This is a genomic window from Paenibacillus sp. FSL E2-0151 (assembly GCF_037993015.1).
Lineage (GTDB): Bacteria > Bacillota > Bacilli > Paenibacillales > Paenibacillaceae > Paenibacillus > Paenibacillus amylolyticus.
The window spans coordinates 2,063,493-2,086,962 of sequence record NZ_CP150308.1 but is presented as its reverse complement, the minus strand read 5'-3'; the positions used below and the strand labels follow the sequence as shown (position 1 = coordinate 2,086,962).

The 23,470-nt window shown below is 46.2% G+C and carries 25 protein-coding genes and 1 riboswitch; of the genes, 4 read left to right on the top strand and 21 right to left on the bottom strand.

Features of this window, described 5'->3' with window-relative positions; genetic code table 11:
- The first annotated feature begins 3 nt into the window (after window positions 1-3).
- Entirely contained in the window at window positions 4-909 is a 906-nt protein-coding gene (locus tag MHI55_RS09755; RefSeq protein ID WP_051447155.1) for a YitT family protein, read from the top strand.
- Between the two features lie 85 nt (window positions 910-994).
- Here MHI55_RS09755 and MHI55_RS09750 read toward each other — a convergent pair whose 3' ends face one another.
- The 6 genes from MHI55_RS09750 to metA form a co-directional block, all read right to left on the bottom strand.
- Entirely contained in the window at window positions 995-2,008 is a 1,014-nt protein-coding gene (locus MHI55_RS09750; RefSeq protein WP_339188630.1) for a zinc-binding alcohol dehydrogenase family protein, read from the bottom strand.
- On the bottom strand, window positions 2,005-2,982 hold the full coding sequence (locus MHI55_RS09745; RefSeq protein ID WP_340389853.1) for an aldo/keto reductase: 978 nt from the start codon (window positions 2,980-2,982) through the stop codon (window positions 2,005-2,007). Before MHI55_RS09745 ends, MHI55_RS09750 begins: the two co-directional genes overlap by 4 nt.
- A gap of 233 nt (window positions 2,983-3,215) precedes the next feature.
- Entirely contained in the window at window positions 3,216-4,352 is a 1,137-nt protein-coding gene (gene mqnC / locus MHI55_RS09740; protein ID WP_074096829.1) for a cyclic dehypoxanthinyl futalosine synthase, read from the bottom strand.
- 241 nt (window positions 4,353-4,593) lie between these two features.
- The gene (locus tag MHI55_RS09735) at window positions 4,594-5,766 is read right to left on the bottom strand and encodes an aminotransferase class I/II-fold pyridoxal phosphate-dependent enzyme (RefSeq protein WP_036669808.1); all 1,173 of its coding nucleotides are present in this window, start codon (window positions 5,764-5,766) and stop codon (window positions 4,594-4,596) included.
- Window positions 5,763-6,950 (bottom strand): PLP-dependent transferase, encoded by a 1,188-nt coding sequence (locus tag MHI55_RS09730; RefSeq protein WP_340389851.1) that lies wholly within the window; start codon window positions 6,948-6,950, stop codon window positions 5,763-5,765. Before MHI55_RS09730 ends, MHI55_RS09735 begins: the two co-directional genes overlap by 4 nt.
- Window positions 6,951-6,974: 24 nt before the next feature.
- Window positions 6,975-7,892 (bottom strand): homoserine O-succinyltransferase, encoded by a 918-nt coding sequence (gene metA, locus MHI55_RS09725; RefSeq protein WP_211081144.1) that lies wholly within the window; start codon window positions 7,890-7,892, stop codon window positions 6,975-6,977.
- Window positions 7,893-8,128: 236 nt separating this feature from the next.
- Window positions 8,129-8,252: riboswitch (SAM riboswitch) on the bottom strand.
- Between the two features lie 451 nt (window positions 8,253-8,703).
- Between metA and corA the strand changes: the two genes are divergently transcribed.
- A complete protein-coding gene (gene corA, locus MHI55_RS09720; protein WP_036610074.1) occupies window positions 8,704-9,639 on the top strand; it encodes a magnesium/cobalt transporter CorA in 936 nt (311 codons plus the stop codon).
- Window positions 9,640-9,709: 70 nt separating this feature from the next.
- Here corA and MHI55_RS09715 read toward each other — a convergent pair whose 3' ends face one another.
- From MHI55_RS09715 to MHI55_RS09680, 8 genes are all read right to left on the bottom strand, one after another.
- On the bottom strand, window positions 9,710-10,711 hold the full coding sequence (locus MHI55_RS09715; protein ID WP_076318310.1) for an HRDC domain-containing protein: 1,002 nt from the start codon (window positions 10,709-10,711) through the stop codon (window positions 9,710-9,712).
- A gap of 176 nt (window positions 10,712-10,887) precedes the next feature.
- Window positions 10,888-11,766: an ROK family protein gene (locus MHI55_RS09710; RefSeq protein ID WP_047842269.1), complete on the bottom strand. Its 879-nt coding sequence runs from the start codon at window positions 11,764-11,766 to the stop codon at window positions 10,888-10,890.
- Between the two features lie 72 nt (window positions 11,767-11,838).
- On the bottom strand, window positions 11,839-12,525 hold the full coding sequence (locus MHI55_RS09705) for an MOSC domain-containing protein (RefSeq protein ID WP_340389849.1): 687 nt from the start codon (window positions 12,523-12,525) through the stop codon (window positions 11,839-11,841).
- A 30-nt stretch (window positions 12,526-12,555) separates the two neighbouring features.
- Window positions 12,556-13,662, bottom strand: a complete 1,107-nt coding sequence (locus MHI55_RS09700) for a phosphodiester glycosidase family protein (RefSeq protein ID WP_340389847.1) — start codon at window positions 13,660-13,662, stop codon at window positions 12,556-12,558.
- Window positions 13,663-13,667: 5 nt separating this feature from the next.
- Complete coding sequence (locus MHI55_RS09695; RefSeq protein WP_017689620.1) at window positions 13,668-14,561, bottom strand: 5'-3' exonuclease H3TH domain-containing protein; 894 nt, start codon at window positions 14,559-14,561, stop codon at window positions 13,668-13,670.
- Between the two features lie 139 nt (window positions 14,562-14,700).
- A complete protein-coding gene (locus tag MHI55_RS09690; RefSeq protein WP_340389845.1) occupies window positions 14,701-15,066 on the bottom strand; it encodes an arsenate reductase family protein in 366 nt (121 codons plus the stop codon).
- A gap of 416 nt (window positions 15,067-15,482) precedes the next feature.
- Window positions 15,483-16,466, bottom strand: a complete 984-nt coding sequence (locus tag MHI55_RS09685; protein WP_340389843.1) for an RluA family pseudouridine synthase — start codon at window positions 16,464-16,466, stop codon at window positions 15,483-15,485.
- On the bottom strand, window positions 16,463-17,038 hold the full coding sequence (locus MHI55_RS09680; protein WP_036610088.1) for a cob(I)yrinic acid a,c-diamide adenosyltransferase: 576 nt from the start codon (window positions 17,036-17,038) through the stop codon (window positions 16,463-16,465). The genes MHI55_RS09685 and MHI55_RS09680 overlap by 4 nt, the downstream gene beginning before the upstream one ends.
- 148 nt (window positions 17,039-17,186) lie before the next feature.
- Between MHI55_RS09680 and MHI55_RS09675 the strand changes: the two genes are divergently transcribed.
- Window positions 17,187-17,798 (top strand): DedA family protein, encoded by a 612-nt coding sequence (locus MHI55_RS09675; RefSeq protein ID WP_127544419.1) that lies wholly within the window; start codon window positions 17,187-17,189, stop codon window positions 17,796-17,798.
- Between the two features lie 85 nt (window positions 17,799-17,883).
- On the opposite strand, the gene MHI55_RS09670 is transcribed toward MHI55_RS09675, so the two are convergent.
- The 7 genes from MHI55_RS09670 to MHI55_RS09640 form a co-directional block, all read right to left on the bottom strand.
- Window positions 17,884-18,426: a bifunctional adenosylcobinamide kinase/adenosylcobinamide-phosphate guanylyltransferase gene (locus MHI55_RS09670; protein ID WP_036610092.1), complete on the bottom strand. Its 543-nt coding sequence runs from the start codon at window positions 18,424-18,426 to the stop codon at window positions 17,884-17,886.
- A gap of 37 nt (window positions 18,427-18,463) precedes the next feature.
- Window positions 18,464-19,015: a hypothetical protein gene (locus tag MHI55_RS09665; RefSeq protein ID WP_076252431.1), complete on the bottom strand. Its 552-nt coding sequence runs from the start codon at window positions 19,013-19,015 to the stop codon at window positions 18,464-18,466.
- 167 nt (window positions 19,016-19,182) lie between these two features.
- Complete coding sequence (locus MHI55_RS09660; protein WP_017689627.1) at window positions 19,183-19,449, bottom strand: aspartyl-phosphate phosphatase Spo0E family protein; 267 nt, start codon at window positions 19,447-19,449, stop codon at window positions 19,183-19,185.
- Between the two features lie 143 nt (window positions 19,450-19,592).
- Window positions 19,593-20,801 (bottom strand): aminotransferase class I/II-fold pyridoxal phosphate-dependent enzyme, encoded by a 1,209-nt coding sequence (locus tag MHI55_RS09655; RefSeq protein ID WP_047842264.1) that lies wholly within the window; start codon window positions 20,799-20,801, stop codon window positions 19,593-19,595.
- A 13-nt stretch (window positions 20,802-20,814) separates the two neighbouring features.
- Window positions 20,815-21,315 (bottom strand): Lrp/AsnC family transcriptional regulator, encoded by a 501-nt coding sequence (locus MHI55_RS09650; RefSeq protein ID WP_024628343.1) that lies wholly within the window; start codon window positions 21,313-21,315, stop codon window positions 20,815-20,817.
- Between the two features lie 160 nt (window positions 21,316-21,475).
- Entirely contained in the window at window positions 21,476-21,871 is a 396-nt protein-coding gene (locus tag MHI55_RS09645; RefSeq protein WP_017689630.1) for a spore coat protein, read from the bottom strand.
- A 31-nt stretch (window positions 21,872-21,902) separates the two neighbouring features.
- Window positions 21,903-22,139, bottom strand: coding sequence for a hypothetical protein (locus tag MHI55_RS09640; protein WP_036610100.1), 237 nt, complete (start codon window positions 22,137-22,139; stop codon window positions 21,903-21,905).
- A 97-nt stretch (window positions 22,140-22,236) separates the two neighbouring features.
- Between MHI55_RS09640 and MHI55_RS09635 the strand changes: the two genes are divergently transcribed.
- Window positions 22,237-23,457, top strand: coding sequence for an FAD-dependent oxidoreductase (locus tag MHI55_RS09635; protein WP_127544422.1), 1,221 nt, complete (start codon window positions 22,237-22,239; stop codon window positions 23,455-23,457).
- Window positions 23,458-23,470 lie beyond the last annotated feature (13 nt).

Below are 23,470 nucleotides of genomic sequence, written 5' to 3'. Positions count from 1 at the left end.
CCTATGAAAGCACCTCTGATATCGGCTAATCCGGTGCCAAACACCGCCAAGACCAGGATATCGTCTACCCGCCGCTGGTTAAACCTGTTTCTCGTTATTGCGGGCGGAATTCTGGCCTCCGTGGGACTTGAATTGTTCTTACACCCCAATAAAATTATTATTGGAGGCATTACAGGCATTTCCTCACTCTTCGCCCACTGGACCGAAATGAGGATTGGTTTGTTCCTATTTTTATTCAATGTGCCGTTTATATTTCTGTCTTACAAGATTGTGCAGAAGAAATTTGTACTGGTTACTGTTCTAGGTCTGGTTGTCTTTTCGATCGGTGCCATTGTGCTTCATCCCATGCCGCCACTTGTAGAGCATCCGCTGGCTGCTGCCATGTTTGGCGGATTATGCCTCGGACTCGGAATTGGACTCGTCGTGCGGTATGGCGGGACACTGGATACGCTGGAAATCGGTGATCCGTCTTCCCGCCCACCTGAACGTGTGTTTAGCGGAAAACGGATGCTTATCGAAAAAATAATCATGCTGCTTAACTTGTTGATACTGACAGCCGCTGGTGTTGTCTTTGGCTGGGACCAAGCGATGTATTCTGTAATCGCCTATCTTATTGCTTATGAAATGGTGTACATTGCGTTCAGGGGCTTCTCTTCCAAACGCAAAGTATGCATATTGACCACACAAAGCTCTCAAGTTGAAAAAGCTGTACGCAAACGGCTACGCCGTGAACCTGGAATTCTGGAAGCCACTTCTGACTCAACACAACTCGCGATGGCGGAAGGATGGATCAGGCAAATCCCGGGTGCACTTTATTATGAGGTACATGTGCTGGAGATGATCTGGTTGAAGTCCATTGTGCGTCACATTGATCCACATGCGGGCATTGTAACGAATCCGGAAAAATAAAAAAACGCTCTCTTCCCCTATGGATGGACAGTATTGTCCACCAAGGTCAGAGAGCGTTTTTTTCTGTTATTATAATTAATTGTTATTATAGTTCAACGATGGCTTTGACTACATGTGAATCTGGCAATAACCATTGATCTATTGCAGTAGGTAACTCATCAAATTCCACACGGTGTGTGATATACCCATCCATACTTAATTTCTTTTGACGCAAGGTGGACAGAACCTGATCAAAATCTTCACGGGTTGCGTTTCGACTGCCCAGGATACTCATCTCCCGCTTGTGAAATTCGGGGTCATGAAAGGTAATATCCGCTTTCACCAGTCCAACAAAAATGAGTTGACCACTATGCGCCACATATTGAATGGCCTCATTCATGGAATTCACGTTACCTGTTGCATCGAAGACAGCTGTAGCATAGTCGCCTCCCGTAATTTCAGCCACTTGTTGTACAGTATGTTCATTGGCCTGTACTAGGTCATCCGCTCCAGCCCAAGTCCGGCTAAGCTCCAGCCTGTCCAGATTACGATCAACGGCAATAACACGCGCTCCAGCCTGTTTGGCAAATGCCATCACACCCAATCCAATGGGGCCAGCTCCAATCACAACCACATGCTCACCAGGTTTAATTCCTGCTCTTCTGACAGCATGGGCTCCAATGCTTAATGGCTCTACCATTGCCGTCTCATCCAGCGTCAAACCTTCTGCTGAGAGCAGATGTGAGACAGGCACGTTAATTTTTTCTCTCATGCCTCCGTCTACGTGCACACCCATGACTTGCATGGACGCACAACAATTGGTTTTTCCACTGCGACATGCAATACAGTGACCGCAGTGCAGATACGGAATAATACTTACTTGATCCCCAGGCTGTAACCCAGCCTCGTTCGGACCGATTTCTTCAATAACAGCCGCCAGTTCATGACCCAGAACACGAGGATAGGTAAAGAATGGCTGATTGCCTTTGTACGCATGCAGATCCGTTCCACAGATCCCAATCCGCCGAATGGCAACCAACGCCTCTCCTTCTGCTCGTTCCGGTTGAGGCAGGTCCTGGAGCTTCAATTGATCTATTTCTTCACATACAATGGCTCTCATCGTTGTTCCCCCTTGGATGCTTCTGCTGACGTGTTGCTTGGCTTCGTATTATATTCAGGTCGTCCGCTTGACCACGTCTCGTTATGCAATGGAGCCAGAATGCGCAGCACTTCATCCAGCAGGCTCTGATCCAACGGTTCCTCTATCCAGGCTGCATTATTGAGGATATTGCGCTGGCTGGCACTGCTCACCAGTGTTGTCGGAATTCGTTCATTCGATGTGGAGAATTGCACGGCCAGCTTGGCAATGTCACTACCTTGTTCTGCACAGAAGCGGGCAGCCTTCAGGCAGAGCTCTTTCACCCGATCATCTGCCGGATGCCAGGCAGGAGCCCCTCGGGTACTCAACAAGCCCATAGAAAGAGGCGAAGCATTGACAAGGCCAATTTCTTTTTTTTCCAACAAGGGCAATAACGATAATAACGAGGTATCATTCAATGAATAATGACAATACGAGATGATCGCATCCGCATCGATCTGTGGCAGAACCTTCTCAAACAATGGTAAGGGCAATCCACAAATGCCCGCATGTCGTATAACTCCCTGCTCTTTCAGACGCAGCAACGTTGGAAAGGCTTCTTCTACGATGATCTCTGCTGGCACAAATTCAATATCATGTAGGAACAGAATGTCGATATAGTCTGTATGCAGTCGATCCAGGCTCTCTTGCACGCTATCCAGAATCCGCTGACGTGAAAAATCAAACTCATTTTCCCCATACCGTCCGGCTTTGGTTGATAACATATATGAATTTCGCGGCAAGCTAACGATGGCTTCACCCAACACTGTCTCCGCTTTTGTCAGCCCGTAGTAAGGCGAAACGTCTATGTAATTCATCCCCGCATCTACGGCTGCATGTACAGTGCGAATCCCTTCGTCCCGGTCAATGTCACGAAATACAGAACCGAGTGAGGATGCTCCAAAACTCAATACAGGTACGTCCAGTTTCGTCTTGCCAAGTATTCTTCTCTTCATCGGTTTAACCCCTTCCAGCGTGTCTGTCTACACAAGTTCCCCTTCATTGTAACAGTTCAATTTCAATATAAAATATCGCCAATTGCGTAACATGTACTGTTTGATGACCTCGAACCGCAGAAAGAAATCAAAAAGCCCGCCGTCTCTCCAAACGGAGTAGTCAGCGGGATTGGCTTCATAAATACTTATCTAACGATCAAAGTTTATAAAGAGTAGTATTGAATTAATTAGAATTAGTTCTGCATTACGAAATCTTCATGCACGGCATTCTCTTCGTCAAACATACGCACGATGTCATATCGGGTGTTACGTTGTGCCGGGATATAACCGGACTCCCGAATCAAACGGAGAATGGATTCAATGTTAACTTTGTAAGTTGCACCAGCAGCAGATACAACGTTCTCTTCGATCATCGTGCTACCGAAGTCATTACAACCAAATTCAAGCGACTTCTTACCGATCTCAGGACCCATCGTTACCCAAGAGGATTGAATGTTCTTGATATTATCCAGCACCAGTCGGCTGATGGCTACAGTCTTCAAGTACTCTTCCGGAGTCTGACGCTCCAGCTTAAGGTTGGTATTGTCTGGCTGGAAGGTCCAAGGAATGAATGCCAGGAAACCTTCGGAGTCATACTTGTTCGCAATACATTCGTCCTGAGCTTCACGTACACGGAGCAAGTGTAATGCACGCTCTTCCATCGATTCACCAAGTCCGATAACCATCGTTGCCGTGGTGTTCATACCGATGCGGTGTGCAGTTTGCATAACGTCCATCCAATCACGCCATGAACCTTTCAAGCGACTGATCTTCCGACGTGTGCGGTCATCCAGAATTTCAGCACCGCCGCCAGGCAAGGAATCCAGTCCAGCTTCGTGAATGGCACGAACAACTTCTTCCAATGTAAGGCCATCGGATACTTCAACCATTTTCATAATCTCCGCTGGGGAGAAAGAGTGCATCGTGATGTTTGGGAAACGCTCTTTGATGGCTTTCAACAGGTCTGTATAATAGCTGAAAGGCAAGTTTGGATTCGTTCCACCTTGCATCAAAATCTCGGTACCATTCACATCTTCCGTTTCCTGAATCTTCTGGAAAATCACTTCGTCCGGAAGCACATAACCTTCATCCGAACCAGGTCTGCGGTAGAAAGCACAAAAACGGCAGTACACATCACACACGTTTGTGTAGTTGACGTTACGCCCAATTACAAATGTTCTGTATGGTTCAGGGTGCATGCGTTTCATAATGACATTAGCAGCTGCCCCGATTTTGTCCACTTCATTGGATTCAAATAACTGAATCGTGTCTTCCAAGTCCAAACGTTCGCCCCGAAGGGCTTTATCTAAGATACGGTCTACCGTACTCATCGTAAAAAAGCCTCCCTCATGAAGAGAAATTATATAACGATCCGTCCCAACTTGCTCAAGAGAAGCAAGTTCTGGTGGCAACATCGTATTTCTGTACTCCACATATCGTAACACAGGTTACATGTGAAAAAAAGCACCTTATGTACAGGTGCTTTAAAAATAAGTAAAAATTTTTACATATGGAAAAGAATTAGTTCGAGATTAAGTGATACGCATCGGCGTATTCGGGCATCCACTTTTGTTAGGATTCCTGAAGTGCTTGTTCCAAATCTACAATGAGATCTTCGATATCTTCCAGACCTACAGAGAAGCGCAGCAACCCATCTGTAATGCCACGGTCACGGCGAACCTCAGCCGGCATTGCCGCATGAGACATCATCGCTGGGTAGGACAGAATACTCTCCACAGCTCCCAAGCTTACAGCAACAATGGGGAGCTTCACCCGGTTAAGAACTGCTTTTGCACGATCACCTGAACCGACGTCAAAAGAAACGACAGCTCCATATCCTGTGGACTGGCGCTCATGTGCCTCACGGCCCGGATGATCCTCAAGTCCAGGATAAAACACAGCGGTAATATCACTGCGCTCATTAAGCCATGCCGCCAGTTTGGCTGTGCTCCGTTCACTATGAGCCATGCGAGCCCCCAAGGTTTTCATCCCGCGCATCAGAAGCCAGGATTCTTGTGCCCCGAGTACAGTTCCAAGTCCATTTTGCAACTGTTTCAGTTGTACGCCAAGTGATTCCGTGCGAGCAACCGCTAACCCTGCCAGTACATCACTGTGACCTCCGAGAAACTTCGTAGCACTATGTACGACGATGTCCACACCAAGCTCAATTGGACGCTGATAGTACGGTGTCATAAAGGTGTTATCCAGAATCGTGATGAGGTCATGTTCCTTCGACCAGTCAGTTACGGCAGCGATATCCGTAATTCGCAGTGTAGGGTTGGACGGTGTTTCCATATAAACTGCCTTGGTGTTTGGCTTGAGTGCCGCTTTTACTTCATCTATATTGGTCATGTCTACAAAGGTTGTCTCGATCTGCATACGGCTTAATATGGAAGTAAGCAAACGATACGTACCTCCATATACGTCTTCCGTTACAATCATGTGATCCCCTGCAGAGAACATCATGAACACGCTTGAGATCGCAGCCATCCCCGAAGAATAGGCAAAGCCTCGTGCGCCGCCCTCCAGCAATGTGATGTAATCTTCCAGAGCCTGACGTGTCGGATTACCCGAACGACTGTAATCATGTTGAGGCGGATTGAAGATATCAAAATGATGGAATGTTGATGCTTGGTAGATCGGTACACTGGAGGCTCCAGTCGTTTTGTCAATCTCATCGCCAAAATGGAGCAATTTGGTATCAAATTTCAACTCGGAATTGGGCTTGTTGTTGGACTCACTCATGAGTGCACGCCTCCTTCCACTTCCTGTTGTGCAGCTGTCAGAGCATTGCCGAGATCTGCAATCAGATCATCTGCATGTTCAATGCCTACGGAGAACCGGAGCAGACGGTCATCCACACCTACGGCTTCACGAATTTCAAGAGGTATATCCGCATGAGTTTGTACCGCCGGATAAGTCATGAGAGATTCCACTCCACCGAGACTTTCGGCAAAAGCAATGAGTTTGATATGACGAAGTAATGGTTCAACATAACGTGCATCCTTCACTTTGAAAGAGAAGATACCGGTGTTACCCGTGGATTGTTTATTCTGTACCTCATACCCCGGATGATCGGATAGGCCTGGATGATACACTTCAACCACCGCTGGGTGCTCAAGCAAGTATTTGGCAATGGTAAGTGCATTGTACTCATGACGCTCCATGCGAAGAGCCAAGGTTTTCATACCTTTCATCAACTGGTAGGAGTCACTTGGAGATAATACCGCTCCAATGGAATTATGCAGGAACGCCATCTCTGCAGATAATGCCTCACCCTTGGTTATAATTAATCCGGCCAACACATCATTGTGTCCGCCCAGATATTTGGTAGCGCTATGAATGATGATATCGGCACCCAGTTCAATCGGACGTTGGAAAAATGGAGTCAGCAACGTGTTGTCAACAATGGTCAACAGGTTGTAACTTTTCGCCCAGGAAGCGACAGCTTCCACATCGGTGATCATCATCAACGGATTGGTTGGTGTCTCAATAAATACAGCTTTGGTATTCGGCTGACGAACATTTTCCAGTGCTGCAATGTCATTTGTATCCACATAACTTGCGGTTACACCGAAACGGGACAAGATGCGTTCAAGCAGACGATAGGTTCCGCCGTATAGATCCAGCGATACAATCAGATGATCCCCTTGACCGAACATGGCAAAGATGGTTTGTAGCGCGGCCATACCTGAACTACAGGCAAATCCTGCATCACCGGACTCCAGCGCTGCGGCCGCCTCTTCCAACACTTTGCGAGTTGGGTTGGTCGTACGAATATAATCAAACCCCGTGCTTTGTCCAAGCTTCGGGTGGCGAAACGCAGTGGATTGATAGATCGGAAAGTTAATGGCGCCTGTAACCGGTTCATTGATGGACCCAATTTGTGCTAAGCGGCTTTCGATTTTCAACTTGTTGTTGTCTTCCATTGCTGCATCCTCCTGTAATCTCGATTAGATTTGCGGGCCAATATCGTAAGGTGTTTCTTGATACACATAGTAATTGAGCCAGTTAGAGAATAATAAGTTGGCATGAGCGCGCCAAGTAGCTGGTGGCACACGGGAAGGATCGTCATTCGGATAATAATGTCTAGGCAATGCGATATCCAACCCTTTAGCTGTATCCCGGTCATACTCCCACTTTAATGAGAACGGGTCATACTCGGCATGTCCTGTGGCAAAAATCTGTTTGCCGTCTCTGGTAGCAACCAGGAAGATCCCCGCTTCCTCGGATTCAGCCAAAATCTCTAAATTCTCATTCTTTTCAATATCTTCGCGTCTCACTTCCGTATGACGGGAATGTGGAACGTTGAATACTTCATCGAATCCACGCAACAACGGAACATGTGGTTTGTTGATGGTATGTGGGAAAACGCCAAAACACTTTTCATCAAGTGCAACCTTGGGTACGTCAAAATGATGGTATAAACCTGCCTGGGAAGCCCAACATATGTGGAGGGTTGAAGTCACATTGGTTTTAGTCCATTCGAAGATCTCCTGGATTTCATTCCAATAGTTCACGTCTTCGAAATCCATCTGTTCCACAGGGGCGCCCGTAATAATCATTCCATCGAAACGACGGTGCTCAATCTCATCAAAGGTTTTATAGAACAGATCCAAATACTCCTGAGACGTATTCTTCGACGTATGGGATTTGGGATGTACGAGAACGACATCCACCTGAATAGGTGTGTTTCCCACCAGACGAAGCAATTGTGTTTCGGTCGTTTCCTTTGTGGGCATCAGGTTTAATATAGCGATACGGAGTGGACGAATATCCTGCTGATATGCAGAAGTTTCATCCATGACGAAGATATTCTCTCCTTCAAGTACTTCTTTTGCTGGTAGCGTATCGGGTATTTTGATTGGCATAGTAAGTCTAACTCCTCCTTGTGCATAGATAGATGCAGCCACCCCTGGCTTGATGTCTTCACATCAATACAGTTATAGACTGCCTTGAGCTTGTAAAAACATTGAATTGCTCTTTCATCCAACATTACAAACAACCTCAAGTTCCTTAGCGAAAATCACTGCTGAGAAGTCGGGGCATATGACAAAGACCTTACTCGGATTTCGAGAAAGGTCATATGTAAAATAGATATGCGCCTCTCTCATCTCTCAGTTACAACAGTGCCACTTGACACTTAGTCGCTGCAAGAATTAGCACCGTGCGGTATACCGCCGGTTGCCGGGTTTCATCGGGCCAGTCCCTCCACCTACTCTTGATAAGATTTCGCTGTATTAGATTGTAATTGAATATGGTTCACCGTCTACTTTATTACATTAATGCCCTCACGTCAAGTTGCAGTTCGATGTCTGCTTCCCAGATCGGAACCGTTCATCATCCATTGTCATACACTGCCTCAGGGCGCGAAATAGACACATTTTTGCGCTTGAAAGCACCTTGTACCAGCGGTATACTAAACAAGGTGTTATAAACCCTTATGTGAGAGGTGACATATTAAATGGATGGCGACCCGAGGCCTGACTGGCAGCCGAATTCCGACAAACTGCATAGAGAACTGACATCAGCATGCCGGCAGCGGGACGTGACTTCCGTTTGATTATATAGTGAACGCAGCCCTGATCTCCAGGCTCCGCTGCCGACCGGCTGATTTGTTCTTTTTGCGCCCATAATGATAATATCCGCCAAGTTGGCGGGTGCAGAAGGAGTAGATTAACGATGAAAATCCGGTTGGTAAACAACGGTGTATTTATTCCGGTGGACGACATTCAGCAGGCGCTGACTCCACCAGCGGAAGGATTTTACTGGATTGATGCAGACGTAGACGATTTGGCGGTACTTCAGCCGCTGTTCTTGATGCATGATCTGGCTGTAGAAGACTGTCTTAGTGACGAAGAACAACGTCCGAAGATTGAAATTTATGAGAACCATTATTTTATTGTGATTAATAGCATCCGTTTCGATGATGAAGAGATATTTCTACGTGCGGTCAACTTATTCCTTGGCAGACATTTCATTATTAGTGTTACCAAGCACAAGATCAGCGAATTGCGCACACTGAAACCGATCCTGTGGGAACAGGAAATCAGTACACCGGATCGTCTGCTGTATTTACTGGTTGACTTGATTGTTGATAATTATTTCACCGTAGGTGACCGAATTGAAGCACGAATCGAGAAGCTTGAGGAAGACATTCTGATGCATACCAAAAAGTCACATTTGAGTGAAATTATCGGGCTGCGCAGTGAGATTTTGTGGCTGAAAAAAGTGCTCGGACCTCAGAAAGAGGTCATTAACACCTTGAATAAAAAAGATCTGCGTCTCATCGATGATCAACTGCAAAAGTATTTCAGTGACATCTATGAGAATGCTGTAAAAATATCTGAAACCTTTGAGACTTATCGCGACCTGATGGGCAACTTGCGAGAAGCCTACCAATCCAGTATTGCGAACCGGGCGAATGAGATCATGCGTGTATTTACCGCCATTACCACGGTCTTCATGCCGCTGACGGTCATTACCGGTATATACGGCATGAACTTTACGAACATGCCAGAGCTTAACTGGAAATACAGCTATTTTGTTGTGATTGGCCTAATGGTTACCCTGGGCCTGAGCATGTTCTTCATTTTCCGCAAGAAAGACTGGGTATGAACTCGTATGAAATAACAAAGACGAAGCGCTCCTCCGGGAGAAACGCCTCGTCTTTTTTCATTTCTGATTATTAACCAACATTCTTCTCTGTCTCTGCGTGCCGACGGAAGCGGATTCGAATCATGCGCAGTCTTTCATAGACCTGCTCCAGACTTCCTCCATCGGGTTTCTCTCCTCCATACACCTTATGTAATACTGGCTTCAGGAACGTATCTCCCAGCTCCTCATACGCACTCCATACGGCCTCTTGTTCGTTCTCTGGCATCACTGCCAGCTCCACATCAAGAAGACAATCGGTGTCATAACCTTCGTGATCCAGTGCCTCTAACAGCTCAACCAACTCGCGTCGGGATAATCCAGATCGATTAACAATCTCCTCTAACGTATGCCCTTCCTTCATGCCTTCAAGCACCTGCTTACGCGTGGTGAACTTATCAAGTTCCTGCTTGTACTTCTGCTCTCTCTGCTTGTATAACCAACTCTCATACTCTTCTTCCTTCAGCGCCGTGTATACCCAGTCCAGCGGGAATGTCGTTGAACGCTCCAGTCCGGTTGTAATCTCCATCCATTCCGCACCATACTCAGTTGCTTTGCTCTCTCCTACGCCCGGAAGTTGCATCAGTTCATCCAGCGATTGCGGAACAAAGGCACTGATCAAACGCAGCAGACGATTCGTTGCAATAAAATACGGTGCCTTCCGGTCAGACACAGCTCTCTTCCTGCGCCATGTGCACAGATCCGTATATAATTGTTCATTGCCGTATAACTCACTGTAACAATGGAGCCGCTGTCCACCATAACTGCGTGACTTCAGATCATCATTCTCATGAAATAACCCCTGCAACTGCGGTCGGTACCCCTCACTCATCTGTATGGCAAGCTGATGACGGTAAATATGAAGCAGCTCCTCCCAAGAAGTCCCTTCATACCAGATGCTGTCCTCACGCTCTCCTTCCTCGTAGCGACTCCATCCCAGCTGCCAACTATCTTCCTCTTCCCCAATCCATAACTGTGCATACTCTGCATTCTGATCTGACATTCTGGACAATCTGTTCATGAAAATGACTTCCATTTTCGTTCCCTCCCTTTGAATATTCAGCTTATACGAGTTAGAGATACTACCTATAGGCAGCACAAAAAAACACCCCTCCTGCAAAATCCATGCAAGAGAGGTGCTTCCTCATTAACCGTACTATGCTGTTGCCCATATCATACCACAATGGTAAAATTCGTCAATCCCTTAATGACCTACTTATTCAATGCCAACTTGGCAAGCGCCAGCGAACCACACAGCCCTGCATTGTCGCCAAGTCCTGGTGAAACAACATACTGGTCAATGTCGGATTGAAGTGCCGGATGCTGAACGTATCCAGCCAGCAACTCCTGCAGTTTGCTACGAACCATCGGGAACAGGTGCTCCTGCTTCATTACTCCGCCCCCCATGACAATTTTCTGCGGAGAGAGAATCAGAACATAGTTCATCAGGGCGTGTGCCAGGTAATGTGCTTCGATCTCCCAAGCCTTATGATCTGCAGGCAGTTCATAAGCCGGTTGCTCCCAACGTTTGTTAATGGCCGGTCCTGCTGCAAGGCCTTCGAGGCAGTCACCATGATACGGACAGAAACCCTCGTATGTATCCTCCGGATGTCTGCGTACAATGATATGTCCCATCTCTGGATGTGACAATCCATGGACCATTTTACCGCCAACCACAGCACCTGCACCAATACCTGTACCCACAGTGATATACAGACAGCTCTCAAGACCTTGTGCAGCGCCCCAGGTTGCTTCTCCAAGTGCCGCACCATTCACATCCGTATCAAATGTCATCGGCACATCAAAATGCTCCTTGAGCTTGCCAATCACGTTATACTGTCCCCAATGTGGTTTAGGTGTTGTTGTGATATAGCCATATGTTGGGCTTCCTTCAATCGGATCAATCGGACCGAATGAACCTACACCCAGAGCTTCAATGCCTTTGCCTTCAAAAAATGAAATCACTTGAGCCATGGTCTCTTCCGGTGTTGTTGTTGGAAAACTTACGCGTTCCAGAACTTCTCCGTTTTCTGTGCCAATACCACATACAAATTTGGTTCCGCCTGCTTCAATTGCGCCTAAGATCGTCATGTTAGTCACACTCCCAAGTTAGTTTAAAAAGGAATTCGAATTGCTTTACTTGATGACACGATAATTACCCTGCTACTTGTTCTCCAGCTTGGACAATCGTTTCATTAACGTTTGCCTCCAGCTGTCTGACAGCGCAGGAATGGCCAGCAACGCCTGAATACCTTCGACATTTTCTTTCCCCTGATTCATGATTCGATTGGCTTCAAGAACCGTCATTGAGGCTGGATCGGTGCTGATCCGTCGAAATATCGATGAAGGCCTTATCTCACCTTCTTGCAGTACACGAAAGTAAAAGCCGGTATATCCACTCTCCTGAAAATAAACAGGCAGCTCCTTATAGTCATACCTCGCACCCAGCTTGAAGCAAGGTTGTCTGGGCTGACTGACCTGCACTGTGGCTTCGCCCAACTCGTACACATCACCAATCCGTACGTCTTCTTCGGCACAGCCTTCAACCGTCAGATTTTCTCCACAAGCTCCCCAATCCAGCTTGCGATCCATCAGTTGTTCCAGCGCCGGATAACGACTGTAATCGTATACACAAACGGCTTTGTCAGGGCCGCCATGATGCACCAGATCCGCCTGCGCGTCCCCTGTCATTCCAGTGAATGACAGGAAAACCGCGTCGGATACAGGATGTTTCACAATGCCGCTCAGCACTTCACGCTTCTGCCCAGGGAGCGGCCGCGGCAGTCCTACATTAATGGCCAGAACAGCTGTATTGCCCTCCCCTGGCTTTCGATCAGATGTGAGTGTCATTTGCGTCATACCTCCCATAATCACTTTCTTTTAACGCACAGAGCCGCCAAATACGAGTGTATTACTCAAGAGCCGACCTGGAGAAGTCAGCATTTTGCCCCCGGCATACATACCCGAGGAAGCACCGCCATCCAGATTCATGGCCTGTTTGGCACCAAGCTTCTGCATCACCGCTGCCCACTCCTTGATTGTTGCTCCGGAAACGGTAGCCAGCATAACAGAACCGTCTGCCATGATCGCAATACCACTTCTGGCTCCGGAAGCATTAAGAATCTTGGAATCCTTGAAACCTTCGCTCGTCGGATTGACAGCTACCTTGCCGTCTTTCACCAGACGGGGTCCTGCCCCAACAGCAGTCACTACATCTTGCCAAGGGATCTCTTTGCCTGCTGCGTTCGTATACTTATAATTCATTTCTACGGTCGAACCAACGGTGAAACGATCCGAAGAAGACTTCTGATTACCTGTGAAAACCAGTACCGAGCCATTCTTAGGAATCGCTACATTTGTATTGGGCACTTTTTTGGTCACGATACCTTTCTCCATGACAACCGCAGTGCCACCTTTGAATCCGACTGTGGCACCTCGTTCAGGCGTATATAGCATCGTAATGCTTGCGTTCGCTGAAGGTGTTCGATTAATAAAGGTGGCATACCAACTCCGTGATTTACCTTTTGTATCCATTACTTTACCTGTCAAACTCACTTGAAGTGAATCCATGATCGCCGAGCCGTCTTCCTTAAATCCGATGGATGTTCCGTATCTTCCAATATGTATGACCTTACCATTTGCTATTAACATACCGTATGGATCTGGTGCTCCGTTATATGCTTCAAAAAATGCTCCGTTAATGGCTGCTTGCGCACCATAGGCTTTCACAATCGATGGCAATGTTGCCGTCTGGCCAACTTGCTTCTTCGCGAGTCCGACAGTAACCGGTGTTCCCTTTGGAATCGAAACGGTCTGTACGGTAAAATTACGTCCTGCTGCTTTTACTTTCTGTACTTTGGTACTAATTGCTGCTTTGGCATCCACTGTCTGTGGTGCACTTACTGCTCCCGAAAGAATTACGGGCAAGGCCAGGACAAGGGCCATAGCCCCTGTCCACCACTTTTTGCCTGTTCGTACGTTATTCATGTTGCTCACCCTATTGCCACTCCCATCCAAGAGCCAAGGCTCTTCATCTCAAGTTGTTCAAACTTGTCCATCACCATATCCGGATCAAGACGCAATTCACAGATATCCAGCGCACAGGCAACCGGAACAGCACAATGAATCTCTGCCAGTTTGCGGGACAGATGAAGCATGTCCAAATCATTCTCAATCTTGTTACGCACCGAAGGGGTCAGTTTATCCATGTTGCTCAGAATCCCTTCAATGGAGCCGTATTCCTGTACAAGCTTCAACGCTGTTTTCTCACCAATTCCCCGTACTCCGGGATAATTGTCGCTGGCATCTCCCATCAGACCCTTCATGTCAATCACTTGACGAGGTGTCAGTTGTTTCTCAGCCATGAGCGTTTCAGGGTTGTACACCATGTAGTTGCCATGGCCTTTTTTCATAATAATGATACTTGTGCGGTCATTGATCAGTTGCAACATGTCGTGGTCACCCGTCAGTACCATAACATTCATATCGGTCTCTTCGGTATAATACTTCGCAAGCGTCCCGATACAATCGTCGGCTTCGAATCCTTGTGCACCTATATTCGGAATACCCAGGCTATCCATGACTTCACGAATCAGAGCAAATTGGGGAATCAGGTCATCCGGAGCTTCGGCCCGGTTGCCTTTGTAGGCTGCATATTCTTCACCGCGGAACGTCTTACCGCCCATATCCCAACAACATACGACATGACTTGGCCCAAAAGTCTGAACCGCATCCCAGAAATAACGGATAAATCCGTAGACTGCGTTGGTAGGCAATCCTGCCTTTGTACGTCTGATATATCCGCTTGCAGATGTCGCATAAAAAGCACGGAACAACACCGCCATACCATCTACCAGCAACAAAGTAGGTTCATTACGTTGATTCACTTGAATTTGTTCTCTCCTATCTAAATCTAGCATATAAAATATCGAAACTAATTCTATCATTATAGCATAGTTCCGCCAACCATCGTTCAGCCAAAAAAGCCCTGAATTCTGAACAATTCAAGGCTGATATTCAGCGCGTTTATGCGTTATTCCATTCCTGCTCGTACGTTTCTTCCTTGAATCCAACCGTCACCTTTTCTCCGTCCGTAACGATCGGACGTTTGATCAGACGACCATTGGAAGCCAGTAAACGAATCTGTTCATCAGCGGACATGCTCGGAAGCTTGTCCTTCAATTGTTGTTCTTTATATACTTCCCCACTCGTATTAAAGAACTTTTTCACTTCCAGTCCACTCTTTTGGATGAGTTCTGTTAGTTCAGATTCTGAAGGCGGTGAGTCAAAAATAGGGATTAACTCCAGCTCATGTCCTTGAGCTTCAAGCCATTTTACAGCTTTGCGGCATGTACCGCATTTGGCATATTGATATATTTTTAAGTTACTCATTGATTTTCCTCCTAGTGTGTGGCTCCTGTGTGGCTCCGGTCTCGACTTCTCGCTTCCCTTGGTTTGCTTCGCAAATCCAAAAGTCGCTCCAAATCGATACCATCGCCATGTAATTTTACTGACTTTTGCGAATGAGATCAAAAACTCACATTCGTCTATATTTTTTCGGATCAAAATCTTACAGCTTTTGTATCCTTAAAAGCTTTTGAGATTTGAATTCTTGAAATATTTAACATCAAATTGGTAAACATCAATACATTAACCATAGAACCATAAAGATTAGCCTACGGCATGTTGTTCGGGTGCATTAAGCATCCCTCACAAGGGTAAGACAAACAGCGTTGAACTCCAAACAGGACAGGCCGTGCAAGAGACTGCGACACAGGGCGCAGATCTAAGGGACTCGTCGCAGCTTCCTACAGTTCTTCTCTGGGAGCTACCTCATCATTCAAACGCTTCTCAAGCGCGGCCATATCTGCTGGAAAAGGAGCCTGGAATGTTATGCGTTCCTGTAGAATTGGGTGTTCAAACGTCAGCTCACAAGCGTGTAATGCTTGGCGTTCGATCCAGCTGTCCCGTTCTTCCCGGACAGCCATGGTCTGCTCATCGATCTCGTGCACAGGTAGTGTCTTGTACATTCGATCACCTATCAACGGGAAGCCGATGGACGTCATATGTACCCTGATCTGATGGGTTCTGCCACTTTCCAGCTTTAGGCTTATCGCACTGGCGCTGCCCCCTGACCAACGTGTTAAGGTTGTGTACAACGTTCTTGCAGCGTAACCATCAGGTGTTACGATTCGGCGGTGTGGCTCTTCAGGATCGCGATCGATCGGGCCATCTACTGCCCCTTGTTCCGGGACAGGGCTGCCGTGCACAAGTGCAATATATTTCTTGTCTACTGTTCCAGCGATCATCTGTTCAGAAACATGCTGATGCACATAAGGGTTCTTGGCTATTGCGAGCACACCTGACGTTTCCTGATCAAGTCGATGAATCGGTCTGAACCGGAAACGCTCGCCCTTGGTTTTCCAGTAATGAACAACGCCATTTGCCAAAGTCCCCGTGTAATGTCCATGTGTTGGATGAACGATGATGCCCGCATCCTTGTTGACAATAAGCAAGTGCTCATCTTCATACAGAACGGTAAATGGAATAGGCTCGGGCAAAATATCATCCGATTCCTCTTGCTCCATCCGAACTTCAACGACATCACCCGCAGCTACCTTGACGCTAATGTACACGCGCTCTCCATTAAGCATGACACCTTGCTCCGTCAGCTTAATTTTGGACAAAAGCTTACGCGACACCAGCAGCCGCCGCTGAAGCACGGTCTTCAGCAGCCAGCCATCTTCTTGTTCGGTCACCGTGTAGACAATCGGCGAATAATACTGGCTCATTCTTTGCGGCGGAAGACTTTTTTGCTCCGCACATATTCAATATCGGCCACCTGTTGTCTCGCGTTGGCCGTCCGTGCAACCACGAAGAAGTAATCAGACAGTCGGTTTAGATACCGTCGTACAGACGGATTAATATCTGTATGTTGTCCAAGTGTTACCGTGCGACGCTCTGCGCGACGACATACAGTACGGCACACATGAAGAGCAGAGGACAGCTGACTGCCACCTGGAATAATGAATCGTTCCACTTTTGGATTCTCTGCATCATACTGGTCGATCCATTGTTCCAGACGTGTGACCATTTCATCTCTCACCTTATATTTCGTCTCACTAATCTTCACAAAGGCCAGATCCGACCCGCAATCAAACAGTTCCTGCTGAACTTCCAGCAGGTGTTCACGCAGATCTTCAAATTCCCCTTGAGCCGAGTCAATAAGGCTGATCGCCTGGCCTACAAAACAGTTCAACTCATCAATCGTACCATAAGCCTCAACTCGGTCATCATCCTTGATGACGCGTCCACCGATGACCGAAGTCTGTCCTTCGTCACCTGTTCGTGTATATATGCCCATCGTTATCCCTCCAATTGGTAATATAATAATGAATACGGGAATGCCATTTTTTCAGAAACCCGTCTATCGCTTTACACGTATATAAGAATTGGTGTGCTCTGCCGAGTATACGACAAATCAAAGGAAACCAAAAGTAAAGGAGACGATTATGCAAAACTGGATAACCGATTTCATGGAACAATACGGCTACATAGGCATTGCACTCATTATTGCTCTTGAGAACGTATTTCCCCCGATTCCATCCGAAATCATCTTGCCGTTTGGCGGATTTATGACCACCTATACCAGTCTCACTCTTCCAGGAGTTATTATCGCCGCAACTATTGGTTCTGTCTTTGGTGCTGTGATCCTGTATGGTATTGGTTTACTCATTGACGTCGAACGCCTTGAGAAAATTGTGGAACGCTGGGGACATGTTCTGCGCATCAAAAAAGAGGATATTCACCGTGTCGATGCATGGTTTGACAAATATGGCATGTGGACCGTATTATTCTGCCGAATGGTTCCCCTCGTTCGTAGTCTTATCTCCATTCCCGCAGGCATGTCCAATATGAAATTTGGTTTATTCCTTCTCTTCACAACCATTGGTACATTGATCTGGAATGTTATTCTAGTCTGCGTTGGTGCTGCGCTTGGCGCATCATGGGAGAGCATTTTGCACTTTATGGATGTCTATTCCATTGTAGTGTATGTCATTCTGGCCATCATTCTCATCGGATGTATCATCTGGTGGATCAGACGTAGCAAAAAGCGGAAATAAAAAGAATAGCTTAATAAATAAAGCCTCCTCGCCACCAATTCGTGGTTAAGGAGGCTTCTTTATATCACCCGTTTATGTCATCTCACTATCGTTCATCTTCATTTCGCATGCCCTGACTTTTAAGATCGATAGCCAGACCAGATACCAGCAAGTACATCTTTTCAGCATGTATCTGCAGCATCCGATTAACCGAAGCCATTCTCGCTGTAAATATTCGTTCTTCCTCGGTAGGATGCAATGTGCCATGCATTTCATTGGTAATCACAAGCAACTTCCCCTGATAAGACAATAATGCATCAAGCAAAAGCTGTGTCTCTGAACGCTGATGATCCAGATCCTTTGTTGCCCTGAAACCGGCAGCCATCCAGGAGGTCAGACTGTCTACAATTACAATTCGCTGATCCGCCAAAAACAGATTGGATTCCCGATTAATCTGGGTGATCACCTCTGTCAGATGCTGACCGTTCCCGGCATGAATGGCACGATAATGAGCGGATGGCAATTCGGGAATAACGGGATCATGATCACCGGTGGATAAATATACACCCTCCCGGCTAATCCCGGCTGCGTACTTGAGGGCAAACCGGGTTTTACCACTACCTATGCCGCCTGTGACCGTAATCAGCAATCCGCTTCCCTCCTTCCATAGCCATTCTGAATTTTCTTTACTCTGTCAGCGCCTTCAGCACTTTTTTGGATTCTTCGACATTAGAAGATGACACTGGAATGGTAGCGAACAAATTGCTCGCAGCATATTCTACATCTTTAAACATTTTCATATCTTCGAGTGGAATGCCGTAAAGATGTGATTCTTGCTTGAGATCTGAACCTCCATCTCCTTCACCCTTCTCTACCAATACTCCACCCTCAAATACACCCCGTTCAAACTTCTTGGGATCAAAAGTATCATCCAGCGGAACATTGGAGCCATTACTTCCGTATTGTTTCATGTCGGTTTCAGGCAATATGAAGATATCATGTCCTCCAGCCGCATATTCTACCATAATTTTCTGAACATCATACATCGCACTGGTGATCACTTCTACCTTGGGTTCCTCGCCCAGTTTCTGTTGCAGATTGGCCTGTAACTGCTCTGAGATTACAGATGGATTTCCTTGGTTATCAATGATGAATATGGAAAAACCATCTTTACCTCCACAACCAGCAAGCAGAAAAACGATAGAAATGATTGCAGTAAGCCCCCAAAATCTCTTCATTCCAGTTCCCCCTTTAGTCTCCTATGTCCAATATATCACAATTGTTCCACGCAAAAAAATAACCTGGCTTATCGGGGGATCACCCTGCCTTTACACACAAAAAAAGAAGACCTTCTCAGGTCTCCCTTCTAATTGGATTAATGAAACGTTTCAATCCAGCATAAACGTTATTTTGCTTTAATCGGGTTAGCCTTCATATATTCATTAATCTTTAAATCCAGCAAACTACTGATTTCAATTACAATATCGGATGTGAATGATTTCTCTTCGAGGAAGATCTGTTCCATCTTGCGACGAAGCATATGAATTTCATCTTCCAAGGAAATGTCATGCAAAGATGCGTTATCGGGTTTCACCGACCATCGGTCGCCATGATCGCCTTCTGCCAGATAGTGCCCACGATTCGTCGGTAAATCATATTCAACACAAAACAAAGCTAACCCCTCCTTGGAAAAATGGTTTCCAAATATATGAAAACTTATTTCAAATTTGAATTATATCACATTATTTTGTAAAAGAAAGTTATTTTTTTCCAATGATAAAAATGTCACATTTGTAAAAAGATTCTACTTTAGTATTAACCCTCTTTTTGCAGTTTGTAAACAAAGTTTCCGATTCGTTCCAAAGCTTCATTTAATTGGGTTACAGAAGTAGCGTAAGAACAACGCAAGAAGCCTTCACCCTGAGGGCCAAAAACATTGCCCGGAACAGCAGCCACTTTATTCTCCGTTAACAATCGCTCAGCAAACAGGTCTGAACTCATACCCGTCTTTTGAATGCTCGGGAATGCATAGAATGCTCCCTGAGGTTCATGACAATCAAGTCCAATATCTCTGAAGCCCTGCACAATTAAACGTCTACGCTGATTATACGATTCTACCATCCGATCTTTCTCACCCAAACCATTTGTCAACGCCTCAAGTGCAGCAACCTGACCCATGGCCGGCGCACACATTACCGTATACTGATGGATTTTGAGCATGGCTGCAATAAGCTCAGGATGACCACACATGTAACCGATCCGCCAACCTGTCATTGCAAAAGCCTTCGAAAATCCGCTTACGAGAATGGTCCGCTCCTTCATGTCAGGGATAGCTGCAAAGCTAACATGTTTTTGCGTATACGTCAATTCAGCGTAAATTTCATCCGCGATCACAATCAGATCATGCTTTTTAATCACTTCAGCAATAGGCAGCCACTCTTCATACGTCATGATGGCTCCAGTCGGATTACTCGGATAACACAGAATAACCACTTTCGACTTCGGCGTGATACCAGCTTCAAGTGCTTCGGCCGTTAACTTGAACTGATCTTTCGCATAGGTATCAACACCAACTGGTATACCGCCACCGATTGAAGCGATTGGTGAATAAGCCACGTACGAAGGTTCAGGAATGAGAATCTCGTCACCAGGTACGATTAATGCTCGCAAAGCCAGGTCAATCGCTTCACTGCCACCCACCGTAACAATAATCTCATCCTTGGGATCGTATTTGGTATCAAACTGAGTATCCAGATATTCACTAATGGCTTCTCTCAACTTCGGCATACCTGCGTTGGATGTGTAACTGGTCATACCTCTTTCCAGCGAGTATACACAAGCTTCACGCATATGCCAAGGGGTAACAAAATCAGGTTCACCCACACCCAAAGTGATAATATCCTTGTTGTCTCCAACCAGATCAAAAAATTTACGAATTCCGGATGGAGGTATCTGCTGCACGAGGGGTGCCAGATAAGATGTCATTTTCTTGTTGTTCCCGGTTGTCTGTTCATTCACTATCATGACACATCTTCCTTTACGGCGAGATCATGAGACGGTTGTCTTCCTGATGGTCTTCAAAGATAATCCCGTCCTGCTTATATTTTTTAAGAATAAAATTCGTTTTGGTTGAAAGTACAGAGTCTATCGGAGACAGTTTCTCCGACACAAAATTAGCGACTTCACGCAGGTTGCCACCTTCCACTTCAACGAGCAGATCGTATGCACCGGACATGAGATATACGGACTTTACTTGCGGATAGAGATAAATACGTTCGGCAATCCCTTCAAAACCACGACCACGCTCCGGCGTGATCTGCACTTCAATCAGGGCCGTTACTTTTTCATCATCTATTTTGCTCCAGTTCACGACGGTTGCGTATTTCACGATGACGTGGTCTTGTTCTAGCTGTGCCACGGCGTTCTTGATCTTGTCTTCCGACTCCCCCAGCAGCGTCGACAGCAGTGCGGGAGTCCTTCTCGCGTCTTCCTTCAGCAGATCCAGAACTTTTAATTGCAGATCGTTCAAATCTTTCATGGTTTTCCCTCCAGCGTCATCCAGGTTCCTGAAAATGAATTAATACTTATATTACATGAATTTGACGTTGATGCATAGACAAAAGACCGCCTGCCCTGAATTCAGGCAAGCGGTGGTATGGTCCTGTAACGTTAGGTGCTTCAAACCTCTTTTGCAAAGGTTACATGTAATAAGGGTTACCGTAATTCGGTTGATGCTGAGACACATTAGGAGCTTGGCTATATGAACTGTTCTGCGTATTCTTTTCCTGAATGAATTGCTGACACTTTTGTTGGGTCTGGTGGGCGGACTGAATTTGCTTGTCCACGTCCTGACGAAGTGCCTTGGACGAGACAGAATACATGTTGTTTTGCTGCATCAGATTGAACAGTTCCCCTTGTAATCTTAGGGTATCGTTTGTCAGGTCTGTGAACATTCGACGTGTCATGGGGCAGGAAGCTTCCGTTGTCGCAGTCGTATATTCGCGCGAGGTTCGTCTTAAATCTGCAAGAATCGACTTCAGCAGATCCTGCTCCTGCATAAAAGCGCCATTAGATGATAAAGATTGAGAATACATGCGTTTTCCTCCTATACAGTTAGAGTTGTCTTCAATTACTGACTTGCGCCGGTGCAAGAGACTGATGTTGCTGCAATGCATTGACAAGCGTGTTCAGATGTTGTTCATGTGAGCGAACATAGTGATTCAGAGCTTGTTGAATTTGTGGATTATGTGTGATGGAAGCTGTGGCTGCACACTGCTTAATCAGCAGTTCTTCATTGGTGATAGAGTCCGCAATGTAGTTCAATTCCTTGGGACTCAGCGCTTGCATAGTATGATTCTGCATGTTTCGATGGCCTCCTCGGCATAAAGTTTATGCGCAATTATTGTTAACCCGGTCACACAAAAGTATACAAATTTAAATTATAAAGGAGATGTTTCTAATGGATCTGGTCTATGGCACACCTTTCTGGCCCTCCACTTTCAATTCAACATTTAATTATTCTGCTCTGCAAGAAGACATCTCTTGTGACTGCCTCATCATTGGTGGGGGCATGGGGGGCGCATTGACATCTAAACTACTCACGGAACAGGGTGTTAACACTGTTGTGATTGATAAGCGAGACATTGCCAACGGCAGCAGTTCTGCCAATACAGGTCTTTTACAATACACCAATGACAAGACACTAACCTCATGTATCCACACTTTTGGTGAAGCAAAAGGCGTACGTTTTTATGAGCTTTGTCGTGAAGCCATGAAACAACTTGCTCAAATTGCAGACAGCCTGGATACAGACCCTTGGTTTATCCCACGAACAAGTCTTTGTTTTGCGAGCAGTGAAGATGATGTGGCCCTATTGGAGGAAGAATATCAGACCTTGAAGCGTTATGGTTTTGAAGCTGAACTGTGGGATGCCGACAAAATAAGCCAGCATTTCCCCTTCAGCAAACCCGCTGCACTGTACACCATGGGAGATGCGGAAGTGAACCCCTATCGTTTTGTTCATGCCTTGTTTGAATCCGCCAATAAGCGTGGCGCTCGAATCTATGGTCAGACGGAGATGATACACTGTGAATACGATGAAGATGGTGTAGTCTGCCACACTGCCAACGGTAAAATCCGTGCCAAGAAAGTCATATTTGCTGCCGGTTACGAGACACAGGACATCAAAAAGGATCGCGGAGCCTATCTGAAAACGACCTACGCGATTGCTACCAAACCGTTGTCTGATCTTAGTGAATGGTTTGAACACAGCATGATTTGGGAGACAGCTCGCCCATATTTGTATATGCGAACAACACCGGACGGAAGAATCATCGCAGGCGGTTTGGATGAAGAAACACCTAGAGAGGATCAACGTGAAATACGTTCAAAACACCGGGGAGATACACTCCTGGAAGAGGTCCGTTCCTATTTCCCTTTAGATGATCTTGAAGTCGATTATGCCTGGGGCGCTGTGTTTGGTAATACGAATGATGGCCTCCCCCTGATCGGTACACATCCCGATTATCCGCATTCATATTTTGTAGAAGGATATGGAGGTAACGGGACTGTATACAGCATGATTGCTGCTTCCTTAATTGTGGATGCTATTACTGGCAAACAAAACCCTGATATGGATCTGTTCTCTCTCACACGTACAAATAAACCATCTCCTGTATAACCAACAACTGAAT